Genomic DNA, 16,323 nt, shown 5'->3' with positions numbered 1-16,323 from the left:
CGCTTTCGGAAGGTTGAGCGAGCGGTTCCATGTACACGATCGAGGGTGAGACGGGCGCCTGGGAGACGGTGATCGGGCTCGAGGTCCATGCCCAGGTCATCTCCAAGGCCAAGCTGTTCTCCGGCGCGGCGACCGATTTCGGCGCGGCCCCGAACAGCCAGGTCAGCCTGGTCGACGCCGCCATGCCCGGCATGCTGCCGGTGATCAACGACTATTGCGTCGAGCAGGCGGTCAAGACCGGGCTCGGCCTCAAGGCGCAGATCAACCGCCGCTCGGTGTTCGACCGGAAGAACTACTTCTACGCCGACCTGCCGCAGGGCTATCAGATCAGCCAGTACAAGGACCCGATCATCGGCCATGGCGAGATCGTGCTCGACCTGCCCGACGGGTCGACGCGCACGGTCGGCATCACCCGGCTGCATCTCGAGCAGGACGCGGGCAAGAGCCTGCACGACCAGTCGCCGCGCGAGACCTTCGTCGACCTGAACCGGTCGGGCGTGGCGCTGATGGAGATCGTGTCGGAGCCCGACCTGCGCAGCCCGGATGACGCCGCGGCTTACTTGCGCAAGCTGCGCTCGATCCTGCGCTATCTCGGCACCTGCGACGGCAACATGGAGGAAGGCTCCATGCGCTGCGACGTCAACGTGTCGGTGCGCAAGGTCGGCGACACCTCCTACGGCACCCGCTGCGAGGTCAAGAACGTGAACTCGATCCGCCACGTCATGGCCGCGATCGAGCACGAGGCGAAGCGCCAGGTCGAGATCATCGAGGGCGGCGGCACGGTCGACCAGGAGACCCGGCTGTGGGACCCGAACAAGGGCGAGACGCGGTCGCTGCGCAGCAAGGAGGAGGCGCACGATTACCGCTACTTCCCCGACCCGGACCTGCTGCCGCTGGTGCTGGAGGACGGCTTCGTCGAGCGCATCGCCACGACCCTGCCGGAGCTGCCGGACGAGAAGAAGGCCCGCTTCATGGCCGAATACGGCCTATCGGCCTATGATGCCGGCGTGCTGGTGGCGGAGCAGGCCAAGGCCTTCTTCTACGAGCGCGCGGCCAAGGGCCGCGACCCGAAGCTGGCGGCGAACTGGGTGATCAACGAGCTGTTCGGCGGCCTGGCCAAGGCCGGCAAGGAGATCGAGGACAGCCCGGTCTCGGCCGAGCAGCTCGGCGGGCTGATCGACCTGATCGCCGACAACACCATCTCCGGCCGCATCGCCAAGGACGTCTTCGCCGAGATGATGGAGACCGGCCAGGACGCCGCCGCCATCGTCGAGGCCAAGGGGCTGAAGCAGGTCACCGACACCGGCGCGATCGAGGCGGTGATCGACCAGGTGCTGGCGGCGCAGGCCGACAAGGTGGCCGAATACCGCTCGGGCAAGGACAAGCTGTTCGGCTTCTTCGTCGGCCAGGTGATGAAGGCGACGGGCGGCAAGGCCAACCCCGCGCTGCTGAACGAGCTCCTCAAGACCAAGCTGAACGGCTGACCGGAGAGCGCGGCGGATGGACGATCTGACCGTCGCCATCCGCCTCGGCGCTGCCCTGGCCGTCGGCCTGATCATCGGGCTGGAGCGCGGCTGGACCGACCGGGACCGGCCCGAGGGCCGCCGCGCCGCCGGCTTGCGCACCTTCGCCATCACCGGCTTCGGCGGCGGCCTCGCCGTCTTCCTGGCGCCGGATCTCGGCCCCGGTCCGCTGCTGCTGTTCCTGGCCGGGATCGGGGCCTACATGCTGGCGGCTTATTGGCGCGAGCAGGGCAGCCTCGGCCTGACCACCGAGGTCGCGATGCTGGTCACGGCCCTGCTCGGCGCCGCCGCCGGGATCGGGCACGACCTGGCCGGCGTGGGCGGCGCCGTGGTCGTGGCCCTGCTGCTGCGCGAGAAGGCCCGGCTGCACGGCTGGCTGGAGCGTTTCACCCCGGCCGAGACGGCGGCGGCGCTGCAGTTCCTGCTGATCGCGGTGGTGGTGCCGCCCTTCCTGCCGGACCGGACGCTCGACCCGTGGGGCGCGATCAACCCGGCCAGGATCTGGTGGCTGGTGGTGCTGGTCGCCGGCCTGTCCTTCGCCGGCTACGCCGCCGTGCGCATCGCCGGCCCCCGGGTCGGGACGCTGCTGACCGGGCTGCTGGGAGGCCTCGCCTCCTCCACCGCGCTGACCCTGGTCTTCGCCCGCCAGGCGCGGGCCGCGCCGCAGGCGGCACCGGCGCTGGCCGCCGGCATCGTCGCCGCCTGGGCGGTGATGGTGATCCGTATCGGTGTGCTGGTCCTGGTCCTGCATCCGCCGCTGGCCCTGGCCCTGGCGGCGTCCCTCGTCGGGGCCGCGGCGGTGGCGGTCGGCTTCGGCCTGTGGCTGTGGCGGGCCGCCTCCGAAAGGACCAGCGAGGCGCCCCCGCTCGGCAACCCGCTGGATCTCTGGTCGGCGCTGAAGATCGTGGCGCTGATCGTGGCCGTGCTGGTGCTCTCGAAGCTGCTGGACGAGTATCTCGGCGTCGCCGGCCTCTATCTTCTCGCCGCCGTCTCCGGCCTGGCGGATGTCGACGCCATCACCCTGTCGGCGGCGCGGCTGACCCAGGGCGGGCTGGGTGTCGCGGCCGGCGCCGCGGTGGTGCTGATCGCGGCCGGGGTGAACACCCTGGTCAAGGCCGGCCTCGCCGTCGTCCTGGGCGGCCGGGTGATGGCGCTGCGCATCCTGCCGGCGACGGCCGCGATGCTGGCCGCCGGCGTCGCCGGCATGGCCCTCTCGGCGACGTGAAGGAGGCGGAGAGATGCGGTGGATGAGACGGGCCGGCGCGGGGCTGGTCGCGGCCGCCGCGGTGGCGGCGTTCGGGGCGGCCCGGGCGGATGGCGACAGCGCCGCCGGCCGGGCCAAGGCCCGGCGGTCCTGCGTGGCCTGCCATGGGATCGACGGGCTGGGCCGGATGCCGAACGTGCCCGACATCGCCGGCCGGAACCAAGCCTATCTCGAGGCGCAGCTGAAGGCCTTCCGGAACGGGAAGCGGACCGATCCGCAGATGTCGGCGGCCGCCAGATCCTTGAGCGACCAGGATATCGCAGATCTCGCCGCGTGGTATTCCGGCATCAGGTTCCGGTGAGGACGCCGGCAGAGTCCGGTCCCCAAAATGAGAACAGGCCGCACCAACCGGGTGCGGCCTGTCCCGTGTCTCGCCGTCGGTTGCACGTCGCCCTCGGTTGAACCTCCCGGACGATCCGCTCGGCTGACGATATCTTAAACGATATGACTCGACTTGGATAAAAACTGTATCAATTTACGTGGGTGTCTGTAATCTTATGCTCATGAAACACCCAGAGGATGACTGAAAACCCATCCCAGTCCTATTCGCAAATTGAGGGTGGCAACCTGACCCAAATGGACTATGTTCCTCGACAGGCTGGTGATGCCAGCCGGGTGCTGCGGCGCAACGCCCGTTCGTTCAGCGTCCCGTCGAGGATCGTTGCCGATATGGCGGATGATCTGCCCGACCTCATCGCAAAAATCTACGACGCGGCGCTCGACCAGGGGCTGTGGGACTCGGTTCTCAACGATCTCGCCCGCATGTTCGCGGACGGCCACGCCAGCCTGTACCTGCTGCACGAATCCGAGGACGCCGACAGCACGGTGTTCGAGGCGCTGGCGGCGACCAGCCGGTGGGATCCGGCCTTCCTCGAGAGCTACGCCCAGCATTTCTGGCGGCTCAATCCGTGGAGCGAGCAGGTGCTGGGCCGCGCCGTCGGCGAGGTCACGGTCAGCGACACGCTGGTGCCGCGCCGCGCGCTGGAGCGGACCGAATTCTATTCCGACTGGCTGCGGCCGCAGCAGCTGTTCTCCGGCATCGGCGGCACCTTCCTGCGCCGCGGCGGCGTCTCGGCCCATGTCAGCGTGCTGCATGCCGAGCCGATGGCGCAGGAGGAGACGGCGCGGCTGGCGGAGATGATGCGGCGGCTGCTGCCGCATTTCGCCCGTGCCGCCCAGATCCACCAGCGGCTGGGCGATGTGGTCAACCAGCGCGACGCCCTGGAAACCGGCCTCGACCGCCTGTCGATCGGGGTGATCCTGACCGATCCGATCGGCCGGGTCTCCTTCTCCAACCGGCTCGCCGAGGCGCTGCTGCGGGCCGGCACCGCGCTGCGCATCGACCAGCGCGGCCTGCTCTGCGCCGCCCAGCCGGGCGAGACGGCGAAGCTGCGCCAGCTCATCGCCTCGGCCTCGATCATCCTCGACGATCCGGGGGTGGCGCCGGGCGGCGGGCTGACCCTGTCGGACACGGCGGGCGGCGACCAGCTGGCGGTGCTGGTCTCGCCGGTCAGCCGCAACCGGCCGCTGCTCAGCCTGGCGCAGCCCAAGGCGGCGGTGTTCATCGCCGCGCCGGCACCGGCGAACCAGCTGTCGCAGCCGGAGCTGCGGCGCCTGTACGGCCTGACCGCGACCGAGGCCCGGATCGCCGGCGAGCTGGCCGCGGGCCTGTCGCTGAAGGAGATCGCGACCCGGCTCGACGTCAGCTACGAGACGATCCGCAATCATCTGAAGAAGATCTTCATCAAGACCCGCACCAACCGGCAGTCGGAGCTGGTGCGGCTGCTGCTGCGCAACCTGCCGGCGATCGGCAGCCGCACCGCGGCCCAATAGCGCCTTAGAACATCCTCCGCCAGAGCATCAGCGCCAGCGTCGCCGCGCCGGCGGCCAGGATCAGCAGCATCACCCATAGGAAGGCGGAAGGATCCTGCAGGCCCGGCAGGCCGGCGACGTTCATGCCGAAGATGCCGGTGATCAGCGTCATCGGCAGGAAGATCGCGGTCAGCACCGCCAGGGCCAGCAGGCTGCGGTTCATCGCCTCCGCCCGCTGGGCCGCGATCTCCTCCTGCAGCAGGCGGGCGCGGTCGGTCACCTCGTCCAGGCTGTGGGCGATGCGGCGGAAGCGCTCCGCGGCGGCGGCCAGGCCGGCGCGGCCGGCCGAATCGGCCCAGTCCGGCAGGTCGTCGAGGCCGGCGGCGAAGGCGGCGCCTTCCGGCAGCAGGTGCCGCCGCAGCGCCGCGGCGCTGCGGCGGATGCGGCCCAGCGCCCGGCGGTCCTCGACCGTGCCGGTCGACCGGTCGTCCAGCACCCGGTCCTCGATGCCGTCGATCTCGTCCATCAGCGTCTCGACGATCGTCTCGGCCTCCGCCGCCAGATGCTCGACCGCGAGCGCCAGCATGCCCAGCGCCGTGGCCGGTGCGCGCCCGGCGGCCAGGCTGCGGCGGATCTCGTCGATCGCGCGCAGCGGATGGCGCCGGCCGGTGACCAGGAGATTCGGCCCCAGGCAGAAGCGCAGCCGGCCGATCTGGTCCGGCTCGAAGGCGAAGTCGTGGTGCAGCCCGTTGGCGGCGCCGACCAGCCAGCCGTCCAGCCGCTGCACCTGCACCCGCTCGGGCCCGTCCAGCAGCCATTGCGCCACCGCCGGCGGCAGGGCCTCGTGGCGCGCCAGCCAGTGCCGGGCGCGGGCGTCGGTCAGCTTCAGATGCAGCCAGACCCAGCCGTCGCCCGCCTCCGGCACCGGATCGACCCCGGCCTGGACGCAGGCGCCGGAGGCGGGGTCGAAGCGATAGGCGGCGGCGACGGCGTCGCCGAAATGGAAGGTGACCGGTCGCGTCCCGTGCAAATCCCGATCCCGGTTCAGAACAGGTGCCGCAGCAGCCAGTAGAGCGCGGCGGCGAGCGCGATCGAGGCCGGCAGGGTCAGGACCCAGGCCATGATCAGGTTGCGGATCGTGCCCCATTGCAGGCCGGAGCGGTTCGCCGCCATGGTGCCGGCGACGCCGGAGGACAGCACATGGGTGGTGCTGACCGGCAGGCCGTAGACGTCGGCGGCGCCGATCGTCGCCATCGCCACCAGCTCGGCCGAGGCGCCCTGGGCGTAGGTCAGGTGCTCCTTGCCGATCTTCTCGCCGACGGTGACGACGATGCGCTTCCAGCCGACCATGGTGCCGAGGCCGAGCGCGATGGCGACCGCCACCTTGACCCAGTCGGGGATGAACTTGGTCGCCTGGTCGAGATAGCCGCGATACTCGGTCAGCACCTTGCCGTCCTCGGCGGTGAAGGCCGGCGCGCCGACCTTCGCCATCTGCTTCAGCGCCTCGGAGGCGAGATACATGTCGTTGCGGATGTTGCCGGTCTGCTCCGGCGGCACCGCGGCCAGCGAGCTGCGGCCGGCCACGGCGTGGTCGATCTCGCGGGTCAGGGCGGCCAGCGCCGGCACCGTCTCCGGCGCCAGGACCCGGTCGCGGACATAGGCGGTCACCGCGGCGCGCGGATCGGCCGGCGCGGCCACCCCGGCGGCATAGTGGTCAAACACTCCGGCCGCCTGCTCCGACACCTGGGCGAAGGCGGCGATCTGCGCCTCCGGCATCGCCCGGTTCAGGGCATAGGCGGTGGGCACGGTGCCGATCAGGATCAGCATGATCAGCCCCATGCCCTTCTGCCCGTCATTGGAGCCGTGGGCGAAGCTGACGCCGGTGCAGGTCAGGACCAGGAGGCCGCGGATCCACAGCGGCGGCGGCTTGGCGCCTTCCGGCGCCCGGTACAGCTCCGGTCGCCGGATCAGCGCCTTGGCGGCCAGCAGCAGCAGCGCCGCGGCGGCGAAGCCGATCAGCGGCGAGAACAGCAGCGACTTGCCGATGCCCAGCGCCTGCGACCAGTCCACGCCGCTGGTGCCGGTGCCGGGGATCGCCATCAGCTGGTTCATCACCCCGACGCCGATGATCGAGCCGATCAGCGTGTGCGAGGAGGAGGAGGGCAGGCCGAAATACCAGGTGCCGACATTCCAGATGATGGCGGCGATCAGCAGGGCGAACACCATGGCGAAGCCGGCGTTGCTGCCGACCTGCAGGATCAGCTCGACCGGCAGCAGCGAGATGATGCCGAAGGCGACGAGGCCGGTGGAGGTGAGGACGCCGAGGAAGTTCCAGACGCCCGACCAGATCACCGCGACCGTGGGCGGCAGCGAGTTGGTGTAGATCACCGTCGCCACCGCGTTGGCGGTGTCGTGGAATCCGTTGACGAACTCGAAGCCCAGCGCGATCAGCAGGGCGATGCCGAGCAGGATGAAGGGCAGGAGGCTCGGCGAATGCACCTCGCCGAGATCGTTGACCAGGCTCCAGCCGGCATAGACGACGCCGACGACGAGCAGGGCGACGACCGCCAGCGGGGTCAGGCGTGACAGCCCCCCGGTGGCCCTTGTGTCGAGCACGGAAGTGGTCATGCGGGCCTCGCCGGCTTCGGTCGGTGATGCCGGTGACCCTACAAGTCCGATGTTACCGTTATGTTATGCTTCGCCGATGGGTTTCGGGTCATATGGCCCGGAACAGATAATGTTACTATTTATTCATGAAGCGCCGTTCGCCGGCCGATCGAGGGAGAAGGATATGGGCTTGAGCAGGGGAGTCATTTTCGCCGTCCTGGCGCTCGGTCTTGCCGCGTGTGCCGAACAGGTGCGGCCGATCATCGACCCCGCGACCTCCGTCGCCGGCGGGCGGAACTACGAATACGACCTGGCCCAGTGCCAGCAGCTGGCCCAGCAGGTCGACGCCGGCGGCCGCACCGTCGGCGGGGCGCTGGTCGGCGGCGCGGTCGGCGCGGCGGGCGGCGCGATCATCGGCGCCTTCACCGGCAATGCCGGGCGCGGCGCCGCGATCGGGGCCTCGGTCGGCGGCCTCAGCGGTGCCGTCGGCGGCGGCGCCTCCGCGGCCACCAGCACCCGCGACGTGGTGCGGAACTGCATGATCCGGCGCGGCTACGCCGTGCTCGACTGAGGTCAGGCCGGCATCCGCGCCGCCAGGAGACACAGCCAGGTCCAGCCGATGGTGGCGGCCAGCACGGCGGTGATGTCGGAGTGGTCGTGGGGCGGGCAGGTCTCGACCACGTCGGCCCCGACCCAGGCGACGTCGCCCAGCCGGCGCAGCATCGCCAGCGCCTGCCACGGGAACAGGCCCCCGGCCTCCGGGCAGGCGACGCCGGGCGCCATGCCGGGGTCGATTCCGTCGATGTCGAAGGTCAGATAGGCCGGGCGGTCGCCGATCACGGCGCGGATCCGCTCCACCGTCCGGTCGATGCCGTCGAGATGCACGCTTTCGGCCGAAAGGCCCGTGATTCCCTGGTCGCGGGTCCAGGCCGCGGTGGCGCGGTCGACCGGGCTGTGCAGCCCGACCTGCACCGTGGCCCGCGGGTCGACCAGCCCGCGCTCGACGGCGTGGCGCAGCCAGGAGCCGTGATAGATCCGGGCCGAGGGCGTGCCGGCCCAGGTGTCGACATGCGCGTCGAACTGTATCAGCGCCAGCGGTCCGTGCTTCGCCGCGGTCGCCTCCAGCAGCGGCAGGGTGACGGTGTGGTCGCCGCCGAGGGCCAGGAGGCGGGCGCCGGCCCCGATCTGCTCCGCCGCCGCGGCGCGGATCGCCTCCAGGCTGCCGGCGATGTCGGCGGTGATCGGCGCGGCGTCCCCGGCGTCGTAGAGATCCAGCCGCTCCTCCGGGCTCAGCCCCAGATCGGGATGGTCGTCGCCGGTCAGCGTCCGGCTCGCCGCCCGGATCGCGCCCGGGCCGAAGCGTGAGCCGGGCCGGTTGGTGGTGCCGAAATCGAAGGGCAGGCCCAGCACCGCGACGGCGGGGCGGCCGCCCTCCGGCCGGCGGCGCTGCGGGGCGTTGAGGAAGGTCGCGATGCCGGCATAGGGAGGCATGGATCTCTCCGGTCCGAGGGCGGGCCCGGATGGTTCGCGGCGGCCGGCGGGCTGTCAAGTCGCGCCGCGCCGGGCCGGCCGGACAGACGAAGGGCCGGCGCCCTGCGACGCCGGCCCTTCGCCTTTCGCCGTTCAGCGGCGGGCGCCGCCGAGCCTGGCGCCGCCGATGCTGGTCCCGCTCGCATGCCCGCCCAGGCTCACGCCGATGCCGTTCCTGCCGCCGATGCTGACGTTGAGGCCGCCCTTGTTGGTGCCGGCCGCGCCGGTGCCGTCGTCGCCGATGCCGACATTGATGCCGCCGGAGTTGCCGGAGGCCGCCTTGCTCCCGAGCCCGACATTCAGCCCGCCGCTGTTGGCCGAGGTGGCGCCGGTGCCGAGGCCGGCATTGACGCCGCCGGTGTTGCCGGAGGACGCCTTGCCGCCGAGCCCGACATTGATGCTGCCGCTGTTCGAGGAGGCCGAGCCGGTGCCGAGGCCGGCGTTGACGCTGCCGGAGTTGCCGGAGGCCGCCTTGCTGCCCAGGCCGGCATTGATGCCGCTGGCGTTGCCGGACGCGGCGGACTTGCCGAGACCGGCATTCAGGCCGCCGCTGTTGGACGAGGCGGCGCCGCTGCCGACGCCGGCATTGATGCCGCCGGAGTTGCCCGACGCGGCGCCGGTGCCGAGGCCGGCGTTGATGCCGCCGCTGTTGTTCGAAGCGGCACCGCTGCCGACCCCGGCGTTGATGCCGCCGGAGTTGTGGGAGGCGCCGCCGGCCGCGCCGACATTCACCCCGCCGCTGTTGTTGCTGCCGGAGCCGCTGCCGATGCCGACATTGACGCCGCCGCCATTGCCGGTGGCACCGCCACCCACGCCGACATTGATCCCGCCGCCATTGCCGCTGCCGGAGCCTCCGCCGCCCGAACCTCCGCCGCCCGAGCCGCCACCTCCGGACCCGCCGCCCGAACCGCCGCCAGCCGAGCCCCCGCCATGCGAGCCTCCGCCGCCGTTGCCGCCACCCGACGGGCCGCCGCCGTTGCCGCCACCGCCGGCCGAGCTCGAGCCGCCGGTCGAGCCGGTGCCGCTCCCGGTGCCCGTTCCCGCCCCGCTGCCGGCACCGTCGGGAAGGGACGCCACATTGACCGCACCGCCGGCCGGCTCGAGGGCGCAGCCCTTGCTGACGACCAGTTGCTGTTCTGCCGGCGAGAGTTCGCGGAACGGCTCGTTGCAGAGCTCGAACAGGTTGGAATTCGCCTGCGCCGCCGTCGACGCGAAGGCGGCGCAAGCCAAAGGAAGCCACAACTTCATGGCGGTGTCCTCTAAATCAGCTTTGATGTGAAATCGCGATTGGGAAAACCATATATCCGGTCGAATAAGTGGGAATATTTACTTTTTGGTAAACTGAAATGTATAGATGATGTGAGAGGCCGTTGTTCTCGGGAATGCCAACTATGTTGTAATGTTGCTTGGATAGAGAAATTATATTATTTGGCTTTGATCTAAAATTCCGTTTGGTGCAGCCTGCCGCCGAAGCGGGGGCGGACCAGCCCTTCACGCCGTCAGTCCGCCCGGCGGAACGCCTCGTCGATCGGCACCTGCAGGCCGTTGGCCAGGCGGTTGGTCTCGTTGGCCATGCCGACCACGGCCAGCAGCTCGCCCAGCATCTCGTCGGTCATGCCGGCCTTGCGCGCCGCCGCGCTGTGCGAGGCGATGCAGTAGCCGCAGCCATTGGTGGCGCTGACCGCGAGATACACCATCTCCTTCAACAGCGGGTCGAGCGTGCCGGGCGCCATCACCTCCTTCAGGCTCTCCCAGGTCCGCTTCAGCGTCGGCGGATGCATCGCCAGCGCCTTCCAGAAGTTGTTGACCTTGTCGATCCGGCGCGTGGCCATGATGTCGTCATAGACGGCCCGCACCTCCGGCGACGCCTCCTCGTACTCGACCAGCCCCAATGCCATGGCGATGCTCCCTGAGGTTCCGATGCGATAGGTTGGCATGGGCGCCGGCGGGGCGTCACCCGTCCGCGGACGGAACAGACGAGGGCTCGGCCATGCGCGTCGCGGTGTTCGGCACCAAATCCTACGACCGGCAATCCTTCGAGGCGGCCAACGCCCGCTTCGGCCATGCGCTGACCTTCCTGGAGCCGCGGCTCGACGCCGACACCGCGCCGCTGGCCCATGGCTTCCCGGCGGTCTGCGTGTTCGTCAACGACCTCCTCGACGCCGCCGTGCTGGAGGCGCTGCGGGCCGGCGGCACCCGGGTGGTGGCCCTGCGCTGCGCGGGCTTCAACAATGTCGACCTGGCGGCGGCGGACCGGCTCGGCATCGCCGTGGTGCGGGTGCCGGCCTACTCCCCGCATGCCGTGGCCGAGTTCGCCATCGGCCTGATGCTGGCGCTCGACCGCAGGATCCACCGCGCCTGGGCGCGCACGCGCGAGAACAACTTCGCCCTCGACGGGCTGGTCGGCCGCAACCTGCACGGCCGGACGGTCGGCGTCGTCGGGACCGGCCGCATCGGCGCCATCGTCGCCCGGGCGTTGCGCCTCGGCTTCGGCTGCGAGGTGCTGGCCTTCGATCCGTTTCCGGACGAGGCGCTGGCGGCGGACGGCATCCGCTATGTCGACCGGGCGGCGCTGCTGGACGCGGTGGAGATCGTCACGCTGCACTGCCCGCTGACGCCGCAGACCCGCCGCTTCATCGATGCCGAGGCGATCGCACGGGCCCGGCCGGGGCTGATGCTGGTCAACACCAGCCGCGGCGCTCTGATCGATACCGCGGCGGTGATCGAGGGGCTGAAGAGCCGGAAGCTCGGCGGCGTGGCGCTCGACGTCTACGAGCAGGAGGAGAGCCTGTTCTTCGAGGACCTGTCCAACGAGATCGTGCAGGACGACGTGCTCCAGCGGCTGCTGACCTTCCCCAACGTGCTGGTCACGGGTCACCAGGCCTTCCTCACCTCCGAGGCGCTGGCGGCGATCGCGGAGACGACGCTGGCGAGCCTCGCCGATGCCGAGGCCGGGCGCCCGCTCGCCCATCGGCTGGCGCCGCCAAGGGCCGGGTGAGCAGGGCGTGAGGCGCTAGGCTGGCGCGGCGGTGCCGCCGTGGCGCTGCGCCAGACGGCGGAGGCGGAAGGCGAGGGTCAGCTCCAGCACCCCGACCACGATCGCCCAACTGCCGATCAGCCAGACCAGCGACAGCGCGCCGGCGCCGGGGAAGGCCAGGGCATAGACGCCGAACAGCACCCACAGCGCCCCGGTCAGCGCCAGCAGCCACTCGCCCTCGATCTCCTTGCGCAGGCGGATGGCGGTGACGATCTCCATCACCCCGATGACGATCGCCCAGACGGCGATGATGTAGACGAGGACGATCGCCGTCAGCAGCGGCCAGATCACGGCGACCACCCCGGCGATCACGCCGACGAGGCCGAGCAGGGCGTAGCCCCAGTCGCGGCCGCGGATGCCGACGACGATGCCCATGACGCCGTCGACCAGCGCATAGGCGGCGTAGAGGATGATCAGCACGGCCAGGGTCATGCCCGGCCACAGCCAGGCGAGGATCCCGAACAGGATGGCCAGCACGCCGCGCAGCGCGACGGCGCCCCAGTTCGCGGCGAGGGCGCGAAGGACCGGCAGGTTCTGCATCGTCCGTCTCCCGCAGGCGGCCGGCCGGGCGCGGCCATGCCCAAGAAGATGATCGCCGCCGCGCAGGTGACAAGCCGGAGCGGTTCCGGCTATGGTCCCTTCGCTGTCGTCCCGACCAGCGCGGATTCGGTGCGCGAATCCCGACGGTTGACTCTACCCTGACGATCACTATACTCCGCGCGCTTCGGAGCCGGAAGGCGGCCGAAGCACAAGGCGTTCGCGCGGCCGCTCCGGCCCGCGGGCAGACATGAACCAGCAGACCCGGCGATGCAGGCCAGGCTCCGGTGGGGCAGGGCAGCGGCGGCGCCGAAGGTGGCAACCGCAAGGAGAGCGACGTGGCACGTATTGCCGGCGTCAACATTCCGACCCAGAAGCGCGTGCTGATCGCGCTGACCTACATTCACGGCATCGGGCGCCACACCGCCCAGAGCATCATCGACAAGCTCGGCATCCCGGCCGACCGCCGCGTCAACGAGCTGACCGAGGACGAGCTCCTGCGGATCCGCGAGACCATCGACAGCGACTACACGGTCGAGGGCGACCTGCGGCGCGAGATCGCGATGAACATCAAGCGGCTGATGGACCTCGGCTGCTACCGCGGCCTGCGTCACCGCAAGGGCCTGCCCGTCCGCGGCCAGCGGACCCACACCAATGCCCGCACCCGCAAGGGGCCGGCGAAGCCCATCGCGGGCAAGAAGAAGTAATCGGAAGGCGAGCGAACCATGGCCAAGCCAGCAGCTGCCGCCGCGAGCGCCCGTCTGCGTCGTCGCGAGCGTAAGAACATCACCTCGGGCGTCGCCCACGTGAACTCGTCCTTCAACAACACGGTGATCACCATCACCGACGCCCAGGGCAACGCCATCGCCTGGTCGTCGGCCGGTGGCATGGGCTTCAAGGGCAGCCGCAAGTCGACCCCCTACGCCGCCCAGGTCGCCGCCGAGGATGCCGGCCGCAAGGCCCAGGAGCACGGCATGCGCGTGCTCGAGATCAACGTGAAGGGCCCCGGCTCCGGCCGTGAGAGCGCGCTGCGCGCCCTGCAGTCGATCGGCTTCCAGATCACCTCGATCCGCGACGTCACGCCGATCCCGCACAACGGCGTCCGTCCGCGCAAGAAGCGTCGCGTCTGAGGCCGGCCCGGCCCGCGCCGCCCCGTCCCCCCGCCGGGACGCGGGCGGCGCGGGCCGCCGCCTTTTACGCAGTACCGCCGGCCGATCCGGGACAGGACCAGCTGCCACAGGGTCCAAGCATGGGATCGGAAGGGGTTTCGCCCCGCCGGCGTTTCGGCCGTATCCGGCCTATCGTGGCAGAACAGGATTGAGACGACAGTGCTTCAGCGCAACTGGCAGGAACTGATCAAGCCCAACGCTCTCGACGTCCAGCCGGGCGACGATTCGCAGCGCAAGGCGACCCTCGTCGCCGACCCGCTCGAGCGCGGCTTCGGCCTGACCCTCGGCAACGCCATCCGCCGCGTGCTGCTGTCCTCGCTGCAGGGCGCCGCGGTCACCGCCATCCACATCGACGGCGTGCTGCACGAATTCTCCTCGATCCCGGGCGTGCGCGAGGACGTCACCGACATCGTCCTCAACGTCAAGGCGCTGTCGCTGCGCATGCACGCCGAGGGCCCGAAGAAGATGCGGCTGAACGCCGAGGGCCCGAAGGTGGTCAAGGCCGGCGACATCGTCACCGGCCCGGACATCGAGATCATGGACCCCGAGCTGGTGCTGTGCACCCTCGACGAGGGCGCCAAGCTGGCGATGGAGTTCACGGTCAATGTCGGCAAGGGCTATGTCCCGGCCAGCATGAATCGGCCGGAGGACGCGCCGATCGGCCTGATCCCGGTCGACGCCCTGTACAGCCCGATCCGCAAGGTCTCGTACAAGGTCGAGAACACCCGCGTCGGCCAGGTCACCGACTACGACAAGCTGTCGCTGACGATCGAGACCAACGGCGCGGTGACGCCGGAGGATTCGGTGGCCCTGGCCGCCCGCATCCTGCAGGACCAGCTGCAGCTGTTCATCAACTTCGAGGAGCCGTCGCGCGACCACCGCGAGGAGACCGCGGAGGACATGCCGTTCAACCGCAACCTGCTGCGGAAGGTGGACGAGCTGGAGCTCTCGGTCCGGTCGGCGAACTGCCTGAAGAACGACAACATCGTCTATATCGGCGACCTGGTGCAGAAGACCGAGGCGGAGATGCTCCGCACCCCGAACTTCGGCCGCAAGTCGCTGAACGAGATCAAGGAAGTGCTGTCGACCATGGGCCTCCATCTCGGGATGGAGATCCCGAACTGGCCGCCGGAGAACATCGAGGATCTCGCCAAGAAGCTCGAGGAGCCGTTCTGATCGGCTGCCCGATCTTCGGTTGATCGAGATCGACCCCGCCGTTCTGTCCCGGAAGGGCAGGCGGCGGGTTCCGCCATCGGACCCCCGCGGGGGCCAAGCCATGAGGAGACATTGCCATGCGTCACGGAGTGACCGGACGTCGTTTCAGCCGCACCAGCAGCCACCGCAAGGCGATGTTCGCCAACATGGCGGCGGCGCTGATCACCCATGAGCAGATCAAGACCACCCTGCCGAAGGCGAAGGATCTGCGCCCGATCGTCGAGAAGCTGATCACCCTCGGCAAGAAGGGCGGCCTCGCCAATCGCCGCCTGGCCTATGCCCAGCTGCGCGATGACGAGGTGGTGTCGAAGCTGTTCTCGGTGATCGCCGAGCGCTACAAGACCCGCAACGGTGGCTACTCCCGCGTGCTCAAGGCCGGCTTCCGCTACGGCGACGCCGCCCCGATGGCGGTGATCGAGCTAGTCGACCGCGACCGCGACGCCAAGGGCGCCGCCGACAAGGCGCGCGACGCCGAGCGCAAGGCGGCGGCCGAGGCCGAGGAGCCGGCCGAAGGCTGATCGGCCGACCAAGTGCCGATTGATGAAGAGGCCCGGCGCAAGCCGGGCCTTTTTTCGTCAGTCGCTCAAGATCTTGACCCAGCAGGGATCGCGATAGGTTCCCTTGCACTCCGACCCGGCGGCCGATGCGCTGGGCACCGCCTGCTGCACGGCCAGCGCCACCAGTGCCGCCGCGATCACGGTCAGGATCACCTTCGTGTAGCGATCGACCACAGGCCCCTCCCCCTCTGGACATGACGAGAAGCGTATTTTTCTTCAATTATAAGTTGATCTCAAGTCGATAACTCTACTTTCCATGGGTGGCGCCCATGGAGCCGGTCAGTGCCCGCGCTCGGCGCCGCCATTGATCTGGACCACCTGGGCGGTGACGTGCGACGCGCCGGGCGAGGCCAGCCAGGCCACGGCGTCGGCGATGTCGGCCGGGACGCCGGCGCGGCGGGTCGAGGTCTCGGCGATCAGCGCCGCCTGCCGCTCCGCCGGCAGCCGGTCGGCGAAGAACTCGGTATCGCGGATGTAGCCGGGCGCAACGATGTTGACGGTGACGCCCTTCGGCCCTAGCGCCGCGGCCAGATCGTAGCCATAGGGATGCAGCGCCGCCTTGGCGGCGCCGTAGCAGCCGGCGCCGGAGCCGCGATAGGCGGCGATCGAGCTGATCAGCACCACCCGGCCGCCGGGCGCCCGCAGCCGGTCGCGCAGGCCTTCGGTCAGCAGCACCGCGGACAGCACGTTGCCGCGGAAATTGTCGGTCCAGCGCCGGGCGATCCCGGCCAGCCCGTCGCCATAGCTGCCCTCCGGCGCCTGCAGGATCGCATTGCCGCCCGCCGCATGCACCAGCACGTCGACCGTGGGGAAGCGCTCCCCGATCTCGCGGCACAGCGCTTCGACCCGGTCGGGCTGCGTCAGGTCGCAGGGCAGCGGCAACACCGGCGGCGCGGCCGGGTGCTCCCGCCCGATCGCCTCAGCCGCCGTCTCCAGCACGCCGGCGCGGCGGCCGATGATCGCCACCTGCTCTCCCTGCCCGGCGAAATGGCGGGCGACCGCGAGCCCGATGCCCGTGCCGCCGCCGCTGACCACAACAGTCCGTTCCATCAATGCAGTCTCCCATTGCAAC

18 protein-coding genes are annotated in these 16,323 nt (G+C 70.3%); 10 read left to right on the top strand and 8 right to left on the bottom strand.

Annotation, left to right across the window (positions count from 1 at the left end; all coding sequences use genetic code 11):
* Positions 1–29: 29 nt before the first annotated feature.
* The 4 genes from gatB to G537_RS0118960 all read left to right on the top strand — a co-directional run bounded on the left by gatB (position 30) and on the right by G537_RS0118960 (position 4,620).
* Positions 30–1,484: an Asp-tRNA(Asn)/Glu-tRNA(Gln) amidotransferase subunit GatB gene (gene gatB, locus G537_RS0118975; RefSeq protein ID WP_026871475.1), complete on the top strand. Its 1,455-nt coding sequence runs from the start codon at positions 30–32 to the stop codon at positions 1,482–1,484.
* A 16-nt stretch (positions 1,485–1,500) separates the two neighbouring features.
* Complete coding sequence (locus G537_RS0118970) at positions 1,501–2,748, top strand: MgtC/SapB family protein (protein ID WP_026871474.1); 1,248 nt, start codon at positions 1,501–1,503, stop codon at positions 2,746–2,748.
* Between the two features lie 13 nt (positions 2,749–2,761).
* Positions 2,762–3,088, top strand: a complete 327-nt coding sequence (locus tag G537_RS0118965) for a c-type cytochrome (protein ID WP_211230428.1) — start codon at positions 2,762–2,764, stop codon at positions 3,086–3,088.
* Between the two features lie 368 nt (positions 3,089–3,456).
* The gene (locus tag G537_RS0118960; RefSeq protein ID WP_026871472.1) at positions 3,457–4,620 is read left to right on the top strand and encodes a helix-turn-helix transcriptional regulator; all 1,164 of its coding nucleotides are present in this window, start codon (positions 3,457–3,459) and stop codon (positions 4,618–4,620) included.
* Between the two features lie 4 nt (positions 4,621–4,624).
* Here the strand turns inward: G537_RS0118960 and G537_RS0118955 are convergent, their stop codons facing one another.
* Together G537_RS0118955 and G537_RS0118950 are read right to left on the bottom strand one after the other, a co-directional pair.
* Positions 4,625–5,629 (bottom strand): CorA family divalent cation transporter, encoded by a 1,005-nt coding sequence (locus G537_RS0118955; protein ID WP_026871471.1) that lies wholly within the window; start codon positions 5,627–5,629, stop codon positions 4,625–4,627.
* Between the two features lie 14 nt (positions 5,630–5,643).
* Positions 5,644–7,227 (bottom strand): inorganic phosphate transporter, encoded by a 1,584-nt coding sequence (locus G537_RS0118950; RefSeq protein ID WP_026871470.1) that lies wholly within the window; start codon positions 7,225–7,227, stop codon positions 5,644–5,646.
* Between the two features lie 169 nt (positions 7,228–7,396).
* On the opposite strand from G537_RS0118950, the gene G537_RS0118945 reads away from it, so the two are divergent.
* Positions 7,397–7,777 (top strand): glycine zipper family protein, encoded by a 381-nt coding sequence (locus G537_RS0118945; RefSeq protein ID WP_245579052.1) that lies wholly within the window; start codon positions 7,397–7,399, stop codon positions 7,775–7,777.
* A gap of 2 nt (positions 7,778–7,779) precedes the next feature.
* On the opposite strand, the gene G537_RS38705 is transcribed toward G537_RS0118945, so the two are convergent.
* The 3 genes from G537_RS38705 to G537_RS0118930 form a co-directional block, all read right to left on the bottom strand.
* Positions 7,780–8,697, bottom strand: coding sequence for an arginase family protein (locus G537_RS38705; RefSeq protein ID WP_051248613.1), 918 nt, complete (start codon positions 8,695–8,697; stop codon positions 7,780–7,782).
* Positions 8,698–8,829: 132 nt separating this feature from the next.
* A complete protein-coding gene (locus G537_RS38700; RefSeq protein ID WP_155888665.1) occupies positions 8,830–9,984 on the bottom strand; it encodes a hypothetical protein in 1,155 nt (384 codons plus the stop codon).
* 251 nt (positions 9,985–10,235) lie between these two features.
* Positions 10,236–10,634 (bottom strand): carboxymuconolactone decarboxylase family protein, encoded by a 399-nt coding sequence (locus G537_RS0118930; protein WP_026871468.1) that lies wholly within the window; start codon positions 10,632–10,634, stop codon positions 10,236–10,238.
* Between the two features lie 92 nt (positions 10,635–10,726).
* On the opposite strand from G537_RS0118930, the gene G537_RS0118925 reads away from it, so the two are divergent.
* Positions 10,727–11,734 (top strand): 2-hydroxyacid dehydrogenase, encoded by a 1,008-nt coding sequence (locus G537_RS0118925; protein WP_026871467.1) that lies wholly within the window; start codon positions 10,727–10,729, stop codon positions 11,732–11,734.
* Positions 11,735–11,749: 15 nt separating this feature from the next.
* Here the strand turns inward: G537_RS0118925 and G537_RS0118920 are convergent, their stop codons facing one another.
* Positions 11,750–12,313, bottom strand: coding sequence for an HdeD family acid-resistance protein (locus G537_RS0118920; protein WP_034852220.1), 564 nt, complete (start codon positions 12,311–12,313; stop codon positions 11,750–11,752).
* 335 nt (positions 12,314–12,648) lie between these two features.
* Between G537_RS0118920 and rpsM the strand changes: the two genes are divergently transcribed.
* The 4 genes from rpsM (at position 12,649) to rplQ (ending at position 15,212) form a co-directional block, all read left to right on the top strand.
* Positions 12,649–13,017 (top strand): 30S ribosomal protein S13, encoded by a 369-nt coding sequence (rpsM, locus tag G537_RS0118915; RefSeq protein WP_026871465.1) that lies wholly within the window; start codon positions 12,649–12,651, stop codon positions 13,015–13,017.
* 18 nt (positions 13,018–13,035) lie between these two features.
* Positions 13,036–13,440, top strand: coding sequence for a 30S ribosomal protein S11 (rpsK, locus tag G537_RS0118910; protein WP_026871464.1), 405 nt, complete (start codon positions 13,036–13,038; stop codon positions 13,438–13,440).
* A gap of 198 nt (positions 13,441–13,638) precedes the next feature.
* Entirely contained in the window at positions 13,639–14,655 is a 1,017-nt protein-coding gene (locus G537_RS0118905; RefSeq protein ID WP_026871463.1) for a DNA-directed RNA polymerase subunit alpha, read from the top strand.
* Positions 14,656–14,771: 116 nt separating this feature from the next.
* The gene (rplQ, locus tag G537_RS0118900; RefSeq protein ID WP_026871462.1) at positions 14,772–15,212 is read left to right on the top strand and encodes a 50S ribosomal protein L17; all 441 of its coding nucleotides are present in this window, start codon (positions 14,772–14,774) and stop codon (positions 15,210–15,212) included.
* 57 nt (positions 15,213–15,269) lie between these two features.
* Here the strand turns inward: rplQ and G537_RS44490 are convergent, their stop codons facing one another.
* Together G537_RS44490 and G537_RS0118890 are read right to left on the bottom strand one after the other, a co-directional pair.
* Positions 15,270–15,425: a hypothetical protein gene (locus G537_RS44490; RefSeq protein ID WP_026871461.1), complete on the bottom strand. Its 156-nt coding sequence runs from the start codon at positions 15,423–15,425 to the stop codon at positions 15,270–15,272.
* 105 nt (positions 15,426–15,530) lie between these two features.
* Positions 15,531–16,301 (bottom strand): SDR family NAD(P)-dependent oxidoreductase, encoded by a 771-nt coding sequence (locus G537_RS0118890; protein WP_026871460.1) that lies wholly within the window; start codon positions 16,299–16,301, stop codon positions 15,531–15,533.
* Positions 16,302–16,323: the final 22 nt, after the last annotated feature.

Origin of the sequence: Inquilinus limosus DSM 16000 (genome assembly GCF_000423185.1) — a bacterium.
GTDB lineage: Bacteria > Pseudomonadota > Alphaproteobacteria > DSM-16000 > Inquilinaceae > Inquilinus > Inquilinus limosus.
This window is presented reverse-complemented; position numbering and strand designations above follow the sequence as displayed.